11 protein-coding genes, 12 tRNA genes, 1 rRNA gene and 1 other annotated feature are annotated in these 13,276 nt (G+C 52.7%); of the genes, 22 read left to right on the top strand and 2 right to left on the bottom strand.

The window, feature by feature from the left end; translation table 11 throughout:
• The 16 genes from I8J30_RS27760 to I8J30_RS27685 all read left to right on the top strand — a co-directional run.
• Positions 1–122: ribosomal RNA gene (locus tag I8J30_RS27760) — 23S ribosomal RNA — on the top strand; the annotation flags it as partial.
• Between the two features lie 107 nt (positions 123–229).
• A tRNA-Asn gene (locus I8J30_RS27755) sits at positions 230–305 on the top strand.
• A 5-nt stretch (positions 306–310) separates the two neighbouring features.
• Positions 311–398, top strand: a tRNA-Ser gene (locus I8J30_RS27750).
• A gap of 18 nt (positions 399–416) precedes the next feature.
• A tRNA-Glu gene (locus I8J30_RS27745) sits at positions 417–491 on the top strand.
• 11 nt (positions 492–502) lie between these two features.
• Positions 503–578: transfer RNA gene (locus I8J30_RS27740), tRNA-Val, on the top strand.
• 15 nt (positions 579–593) lie between these two features.
• Positions 594–670: transfer RNA gene (locus I8J30_RS27735), tRNA-Met, on the top strand.
• A gap of 10 nt (positions 671–680) precedes the next feature.
• A tRNA-Asp gene (locus tag I8J30_RS27730) sits at positions 681–757 on the top strand.
• 30 nt (positions 758–787) lie between these two features.
• Positions 788–863, top strand: a tRNA-Thr gene (locus I8J30_RS27725).
• Positions 864–872: 9 nt separating this feature from the next.
• A tRNA-Lys gene (locus tag I8J30_RS27720) sits at positions 873–948 on the top strand.
• 28 nt (positions 949–976) lie between these two features.
• Positions 977–1,059: transfer RNA gene (locus I8J30_RS27715), tRNA-Leu, on the top strand.
• Positions 1,060–1,068: 9 nt separating this feature from the next.
• Positions 1,069–1,143: transfer RNA gene (locus I8J30_RS27710), tRNA-Gly, on the top strand.
• 3 nt (positions 1,144–1,146) lie between these two features.
• A tRNA-Arg gene (locus tag I8J30_RS27705) sits at positions 1,147–1,223 on the top strand.
• 14 nt (positions 1,224–1,237) lie between these two features.
• Positions 1,238–1,314 (top strand) — tRNA-Pro (locus I8J30_RS27700).
• A gap of 614 nt (positions 1,315–1,928) precedes the next feature.
• A complete protein-coding gene (locus tag I8J30_RS27695; RefSeq protein WP_210663718.1) occupies positions 1,929–4,100 on the top strand; it encodes an alpha-L-rhamnosidase-related protein in 2,172 nt (723 codons plus the stop codon).
• Positions 4,101–4,221: 121 nt separating this feature from the next.
• Entirely contained in the window at positions 4,222–4,932 is a 711-nt protein-coding gene (locus I8J30_RS27690) for an IMP cyclohydrolase (RefSeq protein ID WP_210663716.1), read from the top strand.
• 84 nt (positions 4,933–5,016) lie between these two features.
• On the top strand, positions 5,017–5,586 hold the full coding sequence (locus tag I8J30_RS27685; protein ID WP_210663736.1) for a xanthine phosphoribosyltransferase: 570 nt from the start codon (positions 5,017–5,019) through the stop codon (positions 5,584–5,586).
• A 264-nt stretch (positions 5,587–5,850) separates the two neighbouring features.
• Here the strand turns inward: I8J30_RS27685 and I8J30_RS27680 are convergent, their stop codons facing one another.
• On the bottom strand, positions 5,851–6,510 hold the full coding sequence (locus I8J30_RS27680; protein ID WP_210663714.1) for a GntR family transcriptional regulator: 660 nt from the start codon (positions 6,508–6,510) through the stop codon (positions 5,851–5,853).
• Positions 6,511–6,599: 89 nt separating this feature from the next.
• Here I8J30_RS27680 and I8J30_RS27675 point away from each other — a divergent pair, with 89 nt between their 5' ends.
• From I8J30_RS27675 to I8J30_RS27655, 5 genes are all read left to right on the top strand, one after another.
• A complete protein-coding gene (locus I8J30_RS27675; protein ID WP_210663712.1) occupies positions 6,600–7,241 on the top strand; it encodes a GntR family transcriptional regulator in 642 nt (213 codons plus the stop codon).
• Positions 7,242–7,356: 115 nt separating this feature from the next.
• Positions 7,357–8,505: a mandelate racemase/muconate lactonizing enzyme family protein gene (locus tag I8J30_RS27670; RefSeq protein WP_210663710.1), complete on the top strand. Its 1,149-nt coding sequence runs from the start codon at positions 7,357–7,359 to the stop codon at positions 8,503–8,505.
• A 73-nt stretch (positions 8,506–8,578) separates the two neighbouring features.
• Complete coding sequence (locus tag I8J30_RS27665; protein WP_210663708.1) at positions 8,579–9,346, top strand: SDR family NAD(P)-dependent oxidoreductase; 768 nt, start codon at positions 8,579–8,581, stop codon at positions 9,344–9,346.
• Between the two features lie 15 nt (positions 9,347–9,361).
• A complete protein-coding gene (locus I8J30_RS27660) occupies positions 9,362–10,297 on the top strand; it encodes an SMP-30/gluconolactonase/LRE family protein (RefSeq protein ID WP_210663706.1) in 936 nt (311 codons plus the stop codon).
• A 124-nt stretch (positions 10,298–10,421) separates the two neighbouring features.
• A complete protein-coding gene (locus tag I8J30_RS27655) occupies positions 10,422–10,937 on the top strand; it encodes a hypothetical protein (RefSeq protein WP_210663704.1) in 516 nt (171 codons plus the stop codon).
• Between the two features lie 83 nt (positions 10,938–11,020).
• On the opposite strand, the gene tyrS is transcribed toward I8J30_RS27655, so the two are convergent.
• A complete protein-coding gene (gene tyrS / locus I8J30_RS27650; protein ID WP_210663702.1) occupies positions 11,021–12,307 on the bottom strand; it encodes a tyrosine--tRNA ligase in 1,287 nt (428 codons plus the stop codon).
• A 55-nt stretch (positions 12,308–12,362) separates the two neighbouring features.
• Positions 12,363–12,590, bottom strand: a binding site (T-box leader).
• Positions 12,591–12,724: 134 nt separating this feature from the next.
• Between tyrS and I8J30_RS27645 the strand changes: the two genes are divergently transcribed.
• The gene (locus I8J30_RS27645; RefSeq protein WP_210663701.1) at positions 12,725–13,252 is read left to right on the top strand and encodes a hypothetical protein; all 528 of its coding nucleotides are present in this window, start codon (positions 12,725–12,727) and stop codon (positions 13,250–13,252) included.
• Positions 13,253–13,276 lie beyond the last annotated feature (24 nt).

The raw sequence follows: 13,276 nt of genomic DNA, 5'->3' as shown, positions 1-13,276 counted from the left end.
CCCTCAAGATGAGATTTCCCAGTATGTAAGACCCCTGAAAGACGATCAGGTTGATAGGTTCGAGGTGGAAGTGCAGCAATGCATGCAGCTGACGAATACTAATCGGTCGAGGGCTTATCCTACGAACGTTCGCTCGGATGTTCAACTTCGGACAAGATCAGCTAAACAAGACCTTCGCAAAGGTTCGTATCCAGTTTTCAGGGTGACAAAAGTTCCTGAATTAAACTGTTCCCTGATAGCTCAGTTGGTAGAGCACTCGACTGTTAATCGAGTTGTCACAGGTTCGAGTCCTGTTCGGGGAGCCATTCATGGAGAAGTACCCAAGTGGCTCAAGGGGACCCTCTGCTAAGGGGTTAGACTGCGTAAGTGGTGCGAGGGTTCGAATCCCTCCTTCTCCGTTGTACTTTTTTCATCAAGGCCCGTTGGTCAAGTGGTTAAGACACCTCCCTTTCACGGAGGTAACAGGGGTTCGAGTCCCCTACGGGTCACCATTCATTTCCCTGGAGGCTTAGCTCAGCTGGGAGAGCATCTGCCTTACAAGCAGAGGGTCGGCGGTTCGATCCCGTCAGCCTCCACCATATATGTTTTACTATCGCGGGGTGGAGCAGCTCGGTAGCTCGTCGGGCTCATAACCCGAAGGCCGCAGGTTCAAATCCTGCCCCCGCAACCAATTTTACTGCGGAGCCGTGGTGTAGTGGCCCAACATGCCTGCCTGTCACGCAGGAGACCGCGGGTTCGAATCCCGTCGGCTCCGCCATTTTAACCAAAGCAAACCAATTCAACACTTGCCGGTGTAGCTCAGTTGGTAGAGCAACTGACTTGTAATCAGTAGGTCGTGGGTTCGACTCCTATCGCCGGCACCATCTTTACTCGAGTCATTAGCTCAGTTGGTAGAGCACCTGACTTTTAATCAGGGTGTCGTAGGTTCGAATCCTACATGACTCACCATTTTTTATGGAAAATGATTTTCACTCATGCGCGTATGGCGGAATTGGCAGACGCACCAGACTTAGGATCTGGCGGGCGACCGTGGGGGTTCAAGTCCCTCTACGCGCACCATATTTACTTGCGGAAGTGGCTCAGCGGTAGAGCATCGCCTTGCCAAGGCGAGGGTCGCGGGTTCGATTCCCGTCTTCCGCTCCATTAGTGCCCTTAGCTCAGCTGGATAGAGCATTTGACTACGAATCAAAAGGTCGGGAGTTCGAATCTCTCAGGGCACGCCATTTTTTCTTCATAACGGGATGTAGCTCAGCTTGGTAGAGCACCTGGTTTGGGACCAGGGGGTCGCATGTTCAAATCGTGTCATCCCGACCATCTTTTAAACGAACGCTCCTTGCGAAAGCAAGGGGCTTTTTTTGTGCTTTCCGGCGAGTAGTGGAGTGCGTAGAGAAGCGTGTGTTGAAGCGAGTAGTAAGGTGCGTGATGGAGCGTTTAGTGAGGGTGTAGCATAATGGTGGCATCATACGGTGAGTGGACGAACATGCTGGGGGCAGCTCCTTTTGCGGACATAAAAACGTTTTATATAAATATTGCCGGGCTTGTACGTTTTTTCGTTATTTTTATAGCGAAAAATCGAGAAAGCCCAGTGTTATCAAGGGTTCCACCGCTGAAAAAGTGCCGTTTGTTTTATTGTTGAAGGGATCACGCAGTCGATGGTAAGATGGCAGTATTATGAACTGAAAGTGCTTGCAAAGACTTGATTCTCCATCCTAAGGCGGAGACTAGCCGCTTTAGGATTACATTAAAAACGTTTTATGTGATTATCACGTTTTCTCAATAATGAAGGCTTCGGTTATTTTGCAAAACATCAGTTTCCGCCATTGTTGAACTGTTTATATAGGAATAGCGGGAATCGTATTAGAAATTTATTGTGTCTTTCGAGGCCTGATCCGGAGCAGTTAAATCGTAGGCAAAGTGAGGAACTTACTATGGAGACGACAACAATTAGAGCTGAGGAAAAACTGCCGGTTTGGATTTGGCATCAGGAGCGTGAGCAGCGGCCCAAATGCGTGCTGACTCGTGCATTTACGGCAGAACAAGAAATTCGCCAAGTCTCCTTACACGCATCGTTTACGGGTGGAGCGCGCGTCGTGCTTGACGGGCAAGTAGTTGCAGAGATTGAGGAACGTGCCGGGAATGCCGGTGCTTTTATGAAGATTGTTGATTTTCCCGATGTTTTGCCGCCGGGGGAGCATGAGCTCAGGTTTGAAATGGACTGTACGGCGTTCATCCCGCTGGTAGAAGTGAACTATTATCTGTGGAATCGCCGAGTTGGAGCGATCGCTTTCCTTCACGGAGAAGGATTGTGGGTAACGACGGAGGAAGAGAACTGGCAGGCGGATGAATCGGCTGCAGCACAAATATGCTTATTGGGCGAGGAACCGTTCGGCGATTTAGAGAACAGCCCGCCGGCGTTCGTAGCAGGCGGCTTCGGAGATATTGCGGCCTATGACCTGAATGAAGTGGTTGTGCAGGACCAATTCGCCATTGAAGCGGAGGTAGCGGGCGATGGCAAGGTCAGGCTCAGCGGTGCACATGGACAGGACGGCCTAGCGGTCAAACCGGAGCAGGAGCAGCTAGACCTGTTCTACCATCTGCGGAAGCAGAATGAATGGAAAGCGATGAGACAGCAGCAAATGGAGATGGATCTCAGCGGCGCTTCGAGCGTGACCGTCGATCTGCTGGCGGAGCATAACTGCCGGTTTACAGTCTCCAACCATGGCGCCGAGACGGTCAAGCTGTTATGGAATGGTGCCGAGTCGCTCATGGAGCTGGAACATTATGAGGGATGTATAACGGAGTGGCTCGTTGTAGCTCCGGGAGAAACGGTATGCACGCTCCCGCAGGGCTGCCGCTACATTCAGCTGTATGTGCTTGGCGAGCCGGGGCAGTCTTTCGAGTTGGAGCTGATGTTCCAGACGGTGCATGTGGCGCTGCGTCAGGCCGGGAAGCTGCAAAGCGATAATGCGGAGCTGAATCAAATCTTCGAGGTTTCCGCGCATACGAGCCGGATCTGTCATCAGATTGGTCTGTGGGACGGGATTAAGCGGGATCGGCTGAACTGGACCTTCGATTTCTACCTGGCGGCAAAATCCTGTTATTTCTTATGGGACGATACGAAGGTCACTCGCCGCGCGGTGCGCGAGCTGGGAGAAGGTACGCCGAGCGGGCATTGGATGAACAGCATTTGTGAATATACGCTATGGTGGATGAAGACGGTAACGGAGTATTATTTTCAAACGGGCGATAAAGAGTTCGTGCTGGAGCTGAAGGAGCCGTTACAGCGTCATATCAAATGGGTGCTCGCCAACACGAGACCCGGCGAAGGGCTTCTCATCCAAGACGGCATTCTGATTGAATGGGTGCCGCTCACCAATGAAGAGAAGGTTATAGCGCTTCAGGCCATCTATGCGCTGACGCATGCCGACTTGGTGAAGCTGGCTGCCGAGCTGCCTGAGCTGGAGCTGGCGCCGCTGCTGGATTGGCCGATGCGGAAACTTACTTCCGAGGATTATATGAAGGATTCTTATGCACTGGCGGTTAAAGTGCTTGGCATTGCGAGCGGTTATGTAAGTGCTGAAGCTGCGGAAGCCTTCTTGGATGAATATGAACTGATGGATCCAATCACACCGTTGTCGGCGTTCCAGCTGGCTGAGTGTTACTCCCGGTATGGGAAACACGAGCGGGCGTATGAAGTGATCTCGATCGTATGGGGCGGGATGCTCGATCACGGGGCTACGACTTTCTGGGAAGCCTATTCGCACGGGGATGGCGGGGGGCGCGATTTTCACGATGCCCTTACGACATATACAGCTTACGGTTCGTACCGAATGAGCTTGTGCCATGCCTGGTCCAGCACGCCTGTGAAATGGATCGGCGAAGTTGTTCTCGGCGTTCAGTCGCTTGAGCCCGGCTACAAAACCGTGATGGTCTCACCGAATCCGGTTGGCGGTATTCGCTCATGCAGCGGCACGGTTAACACTCCGCACGGCGACCTCGATGTGAAGTGGTATGTAGACGATAATGGCAAGGTGTGTACGAGTGTTATCGCGCCACCCGGCGTGCAGGTCGTGGAATTGAGCGAAAATAAGGTCATATAAACAGACCGGCAGAATAGTAGTTGATTTATGGGGCTTAATTCGGTATGGTGAAAGTAATTTAGCAGAGAGGTAAGGGGAGCTACGAGTTCTCCTTACCTCTATTTGTATTCGGAGAGGAGCGATGTGCGTGAAATCCTACCAACAGGAATTGTTTGAGAAACCTTATCCGGGGAGAACCTTGATTGCGGGCATGACACCTTCCGGGACGCATTATGTGCAGGTGTATTGGATTATGGGACGCAGTGTAAACAGCCGCAATCGGGTTTTTGAACAGGATGGCTTGTATGTGAGGAACAAAGCATTCGATCCGGCGTTGTTGGAGGACCCTTCACTTATTATTTATTATCCGATCCGCCACTGGGGGGATGCGCACATTGTCTCTAACGGCGATCAGACCGACACAATCTATGAAGGGCTGCAGCTCAGGCAGACGTTCGAGCAAGCGCTTATGAACCGAGAGTTCGAGCCGGATTCGCCGCATTTTACGCCGAGGATCTCGGCTGTTATCTATGCGGATGTGCAGCAGTATGAATTGTCGATTCTCAAAACCTATGACAATGATCCGTCGGTTTGCTTGCGTAATCGATACCATTTCAGCCGCTTCAAGCTGGGAACCGGACATTGTATACATACCTACGAAGCGGAGCGTGACGGTGTATTGAAGCCGTTCAAAGGCGATCCGTTCGAAGTGCCTTTATTCGATTCGATCGAAGAAACCGCCGATTTCTATTGGGAGGGAATCAATCCGGATAACCGCATCTCGCTGCTGGTCAAATCGATTAGCGTGGAGGATCAAACGATTCAGTACGCTTTTCGCAATAAGCATGTATGAGAGGCTGGCGGGATTAGGGAAGATAATCGGGGCATACTGAAGTTTTAGATTATGGCATTAGGTGGAAAAGGAGGCATGAGTGCAGTGGAGCTTCTGAAGCATAAAATCATGCAAGAGGGCATCGTGCTGGATGGCGGCGTGTTAAAAGTAGATACGTTCCTGAATCACCAAGTGGATGCGGAGCTGATGCTTGCGATCGGAAAAGCTTTTGCCGAGCTGTTCCGCGAGAGCGGTGTGACGAAGATCATGACGATCGAGTCTTCGGGTATCGCGCCGGCCGTATTGACCGCGCTTCAGCTTGGCGTGCCGATGGTGTTCGGGCGTAAACGCAAATCGCTGACGCTGCGGGACGATCTGTACACGGAGAAGGTCTATTCGTTCACGAAGCAAGAGGAGAGCGAGGTCACGATATCGAGAAAGTTCCTCGCGCCGAAGGATCGCGTACTGATTATTGATGATTTTCTCGCTCATGGCGAGGCTGCGCTTGGGATGGCTCGCATCGTTCGGCAAGCCGGGGCAGAGGTGGCTGGAATAGGAATTGTAATCGAGAAGTCATTCCAAACCGGAAGAGGCAAACTGCTGGAGCAGGGATTCCGCGTGGAGTCGCTTGCCCGCATTGCTTCGCTGGAAGGCGGCAAGGTGGAATTTGTTTAAATGCAATTGGTGAGCGAGCGCTAACGAATCGTAGGAGTCTTATTTGCACGAAATTAGCCCATATTCAGATCTAACGAATCGTACGGGCCTTATTATGAGGAAACGGTGTTGAAATCGGCATCCGGACACGAAATAAGCCGTGTGGGATTCGTTAGAAATTCAAATCCGGTTAATAGGTTGAAATAAGGCCTCTGGGATTCGTTAGAGTGAAACTCTATAGTGGGGAACGAGGGGGAGAAGCTTGACACTGGGTAATTCTACGGACTAGATCCAGGTCTTCTTCAGCATGTGCAAGTAGCGATTAAGTGCCTCGATGAAGCTGTCGGTGCCGGAGGTCAATCGGCTCAGCAGGGTGTGAAGCGTATCGCCCATTTCGAGGCGGTACGGGGCGACCCACCGTTTCTTGTTTCCCGTCCATAATAAGCGGGATGCGCTGTTCGCCAAAGTCTGCTGCATCTCTTGATTGTGGCTGAGCGCGATGACACGGCTCACGAAGTTATATTCGAACTGGCATAGCGCAAGCTCGCCGCCGGCCTCAGGAGCGGGCTCGTCGCCTTCTGCCAGCAGCGATTCCAGCTCGTTAACCAGCCGGCGGGACAACTCGCCGAGCGCTTCTTCATCGCGGAGGCGCACGCTCGTCACGGCATACAGCAGCAGCGCGGTCAGCAGCTCCAGCAGATCGCCGACCCGCTGAGCGGATGAATCGAGCACGAGCACGCCGTGCTTGGGAATAATGCGCAGGAAGCCTTCGTTCTCAAGCTGCTGCAGCGCGGCGCGGACCGGCGTGCGGCTCATATCGAGCTGACGGCTGAGCTGTACCTCGGAGGTGACGGTTCCTTTGGGCAGCGCACCGCCTATGATTTGTTCATAGATGATGTGATAGGCTTCATCGCGCAGCGATCGACGGGGGATGGGCAGGTGCATGCTGAGCAACCTCCTATTATTAATATGCAGCCAAGCGTTGTTAAAAAGTAGTATAACATAAGAGAGTGGATGCGAAGGAGGGACGGCCGTTGGAGAAGCTGCAGACCGCTGTGACGCTGCGAGACCAAGCCTTCGAAGCGATTAAGAATCGGATTGTAACCGGTGAGTGGCAGGGCGGGATGTTTCTATCCGAGAAGCTGCTCAGTGAACTGCTGGGAATGAGTAAAACGCCGATTCGCTCCGCGCTCGATCGCCTCGAGATGATGGGCCTTGTGAAGCTGTCCCCGAAGCAAGGGGTCATCGTGCAGGAGGTATCGCTTAAGAAGATTCTGGAAATCTACGAGCTGCGATTATCGCTGGAGACCTACGCGGTTCGGCGGCTGACGGGCAAGATGGATGCGGCGTTTTTCGCTGGGCTGGATGATAATTTGGCGCATCAAGCAGAAGCGATAGCCGAGGAAGATATTATTCGTTATGTGGAGCTGGATCGCCAGTTCCATGCACTGATTATCGCGGGGCTCGATAATGAGGAGTATACCGAGGTGATGTCGCGCATCCAGGATAAATTCCTGCTCGTCGTGCGGACGACCTTCAATCGCAATCAGAAGCGGCTCGCGGGCAGCATTGAAGAGCATTGGCAGATTCGTCATGCGCTGGCAGGCACAGACCCTGAGCTTACCGTGCTATTAACGCAGCGGCATATCGAATACGTGAAGAAGATTATGCTTTGATGGGTTGATGGTTTGTTTTTTATGATGTATACAAGTTAGACATCTTGTCGCTCCCTAAACCGCTATGCTACGCTGGGCTCAATCAATGTCAATGAATTTGGGAGGCATAGCGGCAATGAAAATAACAAACATTCGCACCTATATTCTCGGCAACCCGTGGAAGAACTGGCTCTTCGTTTTAGTAGATACGGATGAAGGCGTCACGGGGCTTGGCGAAGGGACGCTGAACGGCTTTGCCAAAACCGTAGAGGCTGCGATTCATGAGCTGAAGCATCTTGTCATCGGACGCGATCCGTTCGACGTGGAAACGATCAGTCTGAAGCTGTTCCGCGACGTCTATTCCGACGGCGGACAGATTCAAGGTTCAGCGCTGGCTGCTATTGAAACCGCTTGCTGGGACATCATGGGCAAGGTGACGAATCAGCCGCTCTATAAGCTGCTTGGCGGCAGCTGTCACGATAAACTGCGCTGCTATGCAAACGGCTGGTACCGTGGGCCGAATACGCCGGAGAATTTCTTCGAGAAAGCGAAGATCGTTGTCGATAAAGGCTACACCGCTTTGAAGTTCGATCCGTTCGGCGCTGCGTGGCGAACTGTCAGCCGGCAGGATTTCTCGGCTGCGATCGAGAATATTGCAGCCGTTCGGGAAGCAGTCGGCAAGGATGTCGACATTCTCATCGAAGGTCATAACCGCTTCAGCGTGAGCACGGCACTGCAATTCGCGGAAGCGATGCTGAAATATGAGCCGACTTGGTTCGAGGCACCCGTTCCGCCGCAGCTCATCTCGAGCATGGTCGAAGTGGCGCGGCGCAGTCCGGTGCCGGTAGCTTGCGGGGAGGACTACTACTCGCGCGAGCAATTTGCGGAGCTGCTCCGTCATGATGCGGTGCATATTATTCAGCTGGAGCCTCAGTATTTGGGCATTTCGGCTTCGAAGCAAATTTGCGGCATGGTGCATGCCCATAACGGCGTGACGGCGCCGCACAGCGCGCAAGGTCCGGTCTGCTCGGTCGTATGCAGCCACTTGAATATGGCGACGCCGAATTTCCTCATCCATGAGATTTTCGATGAATTCAATGAGCCATGGGAAGAGCAGGTGCTGCTTCCGCCTTTGAAGGTTCAGAACGGCTATTTGCTGCCGCCGGAAGGACCGGGCCTTGGAGTGGAGCTGAATCTGGAAGAAATCGATAAGCATCCGTACCAGGTGGGGAACTGGCTGCCGCTCTTCAAACAAGGCTGGGAGAAGCGTGAAACCGTAAAGTAAGAGCAACCGAGAGGCGTCCATTCCAAGGACGTCTCTTTCGATAATAGCGTTAGTCTGACAATGGGGGCGGCATATGAGCTGGATCGGGAAAGTGGTCATCGTTACAGGTGGAGGAAGCGGGATTGGGAGAGCGGTCTGCCACCGTTTTGCCAAGGAAGGCGCGTCGGTCATCGTGGTGAATCGCACCGCTTCGAAGGGCGAGGCGGTTGCAGAGGAGATTACGGAAGCGGGATTGATCGCTACCGCGATGCAGGCCGATGTGTCGTCGGAAGCGGATGTGAAACGGGTGGTGGAGGATACGCTCGCCAAGTACGGCCGCATTGACGTCATGGTGAACAATGCCGCGGTATGCCCGCAAATTCGCATTACGGAGATGAGCTTGCAGGGTTGGAACGAAGTCATCACGAATAATTTGACATCGGTCTTTTTGTTCTGCCGCGAGGTGCTTCCTGCAATGGTCGGTAACGGCGGCGGTGCCATAGTGAACGTCAGCTCCGTGCACGCGCTGGCTACACTGGATGGTTACTCGGCTTACGCGGCATCCAAGGGCGGCATCGTGTCGTTGACTCGGGCCATTGCGCTTGATTTTGCCAAACAGAACATTCGGGTCAACACGGTGCTGCCCGGGGCTGTACATACACCGATGCTGGAGAGCAGCATTAAGAACCTCGACACGCCGCGCGAGGAAACGATGAAGCAGTGGAACGAAGCGCAGCCGATGGGCCGTGTTGGCACAGCGGATGAGATCGCATCGGTCGTCATGTTCGCGGCAAGCGCGGACAACTCGTTCATGACGGGGGCCGTGTTAGTGGCGGATGGCGGGATGACTATTGATTTGTAGGAGGACGAACGATTCATGCAGCAATCGAATGCACAACTGCGGGAGCAGCAACATTTGCGGAAAGCGGAGCTGGTGCTTGATGCCAGAGCGATACTGGCCGAAGGACCAAGCTGGAACGCGCAGCAACGGAAGCTCTATTGGGTGGATATAACAGGCGGTTCATTCAGCCGTTTCGATCCGGCTAAGGGTCACAACGAGCAATTTACGATCGGCAAAACGGTCGGTGCCGTCGTATGCGATGCTTCGGATGGCGACGCCGTCATTCTGACGACGCGGGATGGATTCGAGCATTACCACTGCGGAACCGGCAAGCTGACCCCGATTGCAGATCCGGAGGCACATCTGCCCGAGAACCGATTCAACGACGGGAAATGCGACTCCGCCGGCCGTTATTGGGCAGGGACGATGCAGGACGCCGAAGTGGATGTAAAAGGATCTTTCTATGTGCTGGATCATGATTTAAGCTGCCGCAAAATGGTCGATGACGTTGGCGTATCCAACGGCATCGCTTGGAGTCTCGATGAGACGCAGTTGTACTATATCGATTCCATGAAGCAGACAGTGACAGGGTTCGACTACGACGTGTCCACGGGGACGATCAGTAATTCGCGGCTTGTGATTGATTTTCGGCCGGAGGAAGGGTTCCCGGATGGGATGACGATCGACAGCGAAGGCATGCTGTGGATTGCGCATTGGGACGGCTGGCAGGTGTCGAGATGGAATCCGCTGACCGGACAGAAGCTGGAATCCATCTACGTTCCGGTGGCCAAAGCAAGCTCCTGCATCTTCGGCGGCGACAACCTGGATACTCTCTATATCACGACGGCGAGTATCGGTCTAACGGAAGAGACGAAGGGGGATCAGCCGCATGCAGGCGGCATCTTCACTTGCAAACCGGGTGTAGTCGGTACGCCGACGCATGCTTTCCGAACCGACAAAAGATTTACGTAAAATTTAGCAAATTCGAGCTTGCGGAATCTATCAATTTTGCCCAAAACGGGTATAGTAGAGATAGAGGCAAGCCTTACTCAAAGGGCAAGTCTCGCTAACGCTTGCGAGCGAGGAGATGGCATTTATGAACCGACATGCACTAGGCATCACGCTAACAATCATCGGATTGGTAGCTTGCATCTCAACAGCGTCGGCAGTCGATAATAAGGGCTACGCGCCTGTAACCCAAACTCCGGAAACGATCACCGTATACATCAATGGCATGGACAAGCAAGGCGGGAAGCTGCTTCTGCAGACAGACGAGATTCAGTGGTTCGAAGGCGAAGCGGCGGATGAGGCGTTCGTCATGGAAGAGCCGGATTCCGGTCTCGACAAAGCGCCGGACGGCTATTACATCGTGAACGACGATGAAACGCTGAAGACGCTTGAGGTTGATCCTCACGCAGCCGTCATCATGCAAATCTACGACCGTACCGGCAGTCTCGTAAATGCTTCCACCGAGTGGAATCAAGCGATTTCGCTAGATAAATTCGAAGCGGTTTATCATGCGGACGGCCTCGTTACAGTCAGTGATTATCCGTATCATCTCACGATCAAGAATGGTAAAGTTACGCGCATCGTACAGCAATTCATACCTTAATCTATTGGGCCATTCGCCATTGAAAAGCCGCTATCCATGATGCATCACGGATAGCGGCTTTATTTGTCTGTAACAGATGTATGTTATTCGAAACGTGCGAGGAAATAGTTCTTCTTCCCGCGGCGAAGGACAATGTACTTGCCGCACAGCTTCTGGTCAGGGCCAAGTACGGTTTCACCGTTCGTCAGCTTCTGTCCGTTGACGGAAACCGCACCGCTCTCGATGTCCTGTCTGGCTTGACGACGCGACGGAGCTGCTCCGACTTCAATCATCAGATTGATCAAGCTGCGATCTTCTTCACCCGTGCAAACGGTAGTCGGCATATCCTGCAGGGCTTCTACAAGCTCGGCTTCGCTCAGCGACATGAATTCGCCGGAGAACAGGGCTTGCGTGATTTTCTCTGCGGTGACGACTGCTTCTTCGCCATGTACAATCTTCGTTACTTCGCGAGCGAGCTCGCGTTGGGCAACGCGGCGTTCAGGCTGCTGCTTCAGCTCGTTCTCCAGCGCTTCGATTTCCGCTTGGGAGAGGAACGTGAAGTATTTCAAGAATTTCACGACATCGTTATCGTCGGTATTGATCCAGAACTGATAGAACTGGTACACCGATGTTTTGTTCCGATCGAGCCAGATGGCACCGGTCTCGGATTTACCGAACTTCTTGCCGTCGCTCTTCGTAACAAGCGGCATCGTCATGCCGTAAGCATCGCCGCCGCCCATTTTGCCGATCAGTTCAAGACCTGCGGTAATGTTACCCCATTGGTCGCTGCCGCCCACTTGCAGGGAGCAATTATGTTCTTGGTTGAGCTTATAGAAATCGTAAGCTTGCAAGATCATATAACTGAATTCCGTAAACGATATTCCGTTCGACAACCGCGAGTCTACGGAGTCCTTTGCCAGCATGTAATTAACGGTGAAGTTCTTCCCGATGTCGCGCAGGAACGTAATGACATCAAGCGGAGCAATCCAGTCGTAGTTGCTGACCAGCTTAGCGGGATTGCCTTCTAAATTGAAGTCGAGGAAGGCAGAAAGCTGAGCTTTCAAGCTGTTCGTCCACGAAGCGACCGTATCCGCCGTATTAAGCGAGCGTTCGCTGGAACGACCGCTTGGATCGCCGATCAAGCCTGTGCCTCCGCCTACGAGTGCAAGCGGAATATGACCTGCAAGCTGGAAGCGACGAAGGCATAGAATAGGTAACAGGCTGCCGATATGAAGGCTGTCTGCCGTAGGATCGAAACCGCAGTACAGCGTAACGCGCTCGCTTTCCAGCTTCTTACGCAAATTCTCGGTATCGGTTAGTTGATGAATCAGACCCCGGTACTCGAGATCATTAACCAGGTCTTTACTGCTTTGTACGGTTCCACTTAACATTAGATATCCCTCCAGTAGATAGTTGAAAACAAAAGAAAGACCCGCCCCTGTCATAGACAGGGACGAGTCATCGCGTTACCACCCTAATTGAAAACGCAGCGCGCTGCATTCTCCACTCTTGTCATGTAACGGCTGACAACCGTCTGCTCCTTCTGCAAACTGCAGTTTCAGAGGCGAGAAGCTCGGGAAATGTAATTGACGTTCAACCTGTACCGGCTTGCACCACCCGCCGACTCTCTGGAAGCAAGATTTGAACGCTGCTGTTTTCCTTCATGGCTTTATCCATTTGCTTATTGCAATAACTTTATACGATAGTGGCTCAGCATGTCAACTTTGAAGAGAGCCTAAGAAGAACTTGGCAGGTTTTTCGCTACGTTATAAGATAAGTCCATACCAGTGAAAGGAGCTCGATCACGCATGTTTGATCCGACTGTATTTGATAACTTAAAGGTAGCGATTGAGAACCAAGTCTATGATCTGGACAATATTGCCGGGCAAATCCTGATTACGCATCGGGTCGATCGGCTGGAGATGGCCGTGATGGCACGGGTATTCGCGCTGCAATTCACGCTGGTGAGCGGAGGCGGCATTACGGCAGAGATCCGGCTCGAAGCCTCGCTGAAGGATCTTGCGGCAGAGCTGTTGGAGCAGAAAGGCGAGAACCCGGGATGTGCGCTGCGACTGCGCTTCTATATGCCGGTTCAAGATATCGAAGCAGAGTGCAAAGCCATCGAACAGAAGCTGCTTGAGTTGTGGCAGCCGGAGCTGCCGCCTACACAAACGTTGAGCTTTTTATTCGGCGAAAAGACGGTCAGTTATTTTAATGAAATCGAGCTGCACTTCAATCGGAAAATCAACGAGGAACAAATGGAGGATTTGCCGGATCTTATTGATCATGTGATGCAGACGCTAGAGGCGCTGGATGGCCTGAGTTCGGCGGATTGACGGGGTGTTTTGAATTTTAATTCC

It is taken from the genome of Paenibacillus lignilyticus (genome assembly GCF_017942085.1).
Taxonomy (GTDB): domain Bacteria; phylum Bacillota; class Bacilli; order Paenibacillales; family Paenibacillaceae; genus Paenibacillus_Z; species Paenibacillus_Z lignilyticus.
Note: the sequence above shows the minus strand (reverse complement) of the source record. Positions and strands in the feature narration are given on the sequence as shown.

Bases quoted from the DNA above. Each gene is read 5' to 3' on its own strand.
- I8J30_RS27695 (WP_210663718.1), top strand. From the start codon at position 1,929: ATGGAGACGACAACAATTAGAGCTGAGGAAAAACTGCCGGTTTGGATT.
- I8J30_RS27690 (WP_210663716.1), top strand. From the start codon at position 4,222: ATGTGCGTGAAATCCTACCAACAGGAATTGTTTGAGAAACCTTATCCG.
- I8J30_RS27680 (WP_210663714.1), bottom strand. From the start codon at position 6,510: ATGCACCTGCCCATCCCCCGTCGATCGCTGCGCGATGAAGCCTATCAC.
- I8J30_RS27670 (WP_210663710.1), top strand. From the start codon at position 7,357: ATGAAAATAACAAACATTCGCACCTATATTCTCGGCAACCCGTGGAAG.
- I8J30_RS27665 (WP_210663708.1), top strand. From the start codon at position 8,579: ATGAGCTGGATCGGGAAAGTGGTCATCGTTACAGGTGGAGGAAGCGGG.
- I8J30_RS27660 (WP_210663706.1), top strand. From the start codon at position 9,362: ATGCAGCAATCGAATGCACAACTGCGGGAGCAGCAACATTTGCGGAAA.
- I8J30_RS27655 (WP_210663704.1), top strand. From the start codon at position 10,422: ATGAACCGACATGCACTAGGCATCACGCTAACAATCATCGGATTGGTA.
- tyrS (WP_210663702.1), bottom strand. From the start codon at position 12,307: ATGTTAAGTGGAACCGTACAAAGCAGTAAAGACCTGGTTAATGATCTC.
- I8J30_RS27645 (WP_210663701.1), top strand. From the start codon at position 12,725: ATGTTTGATCCGACTGTATTTGATAACTTAAAGGTAGCGATTGAGAAC.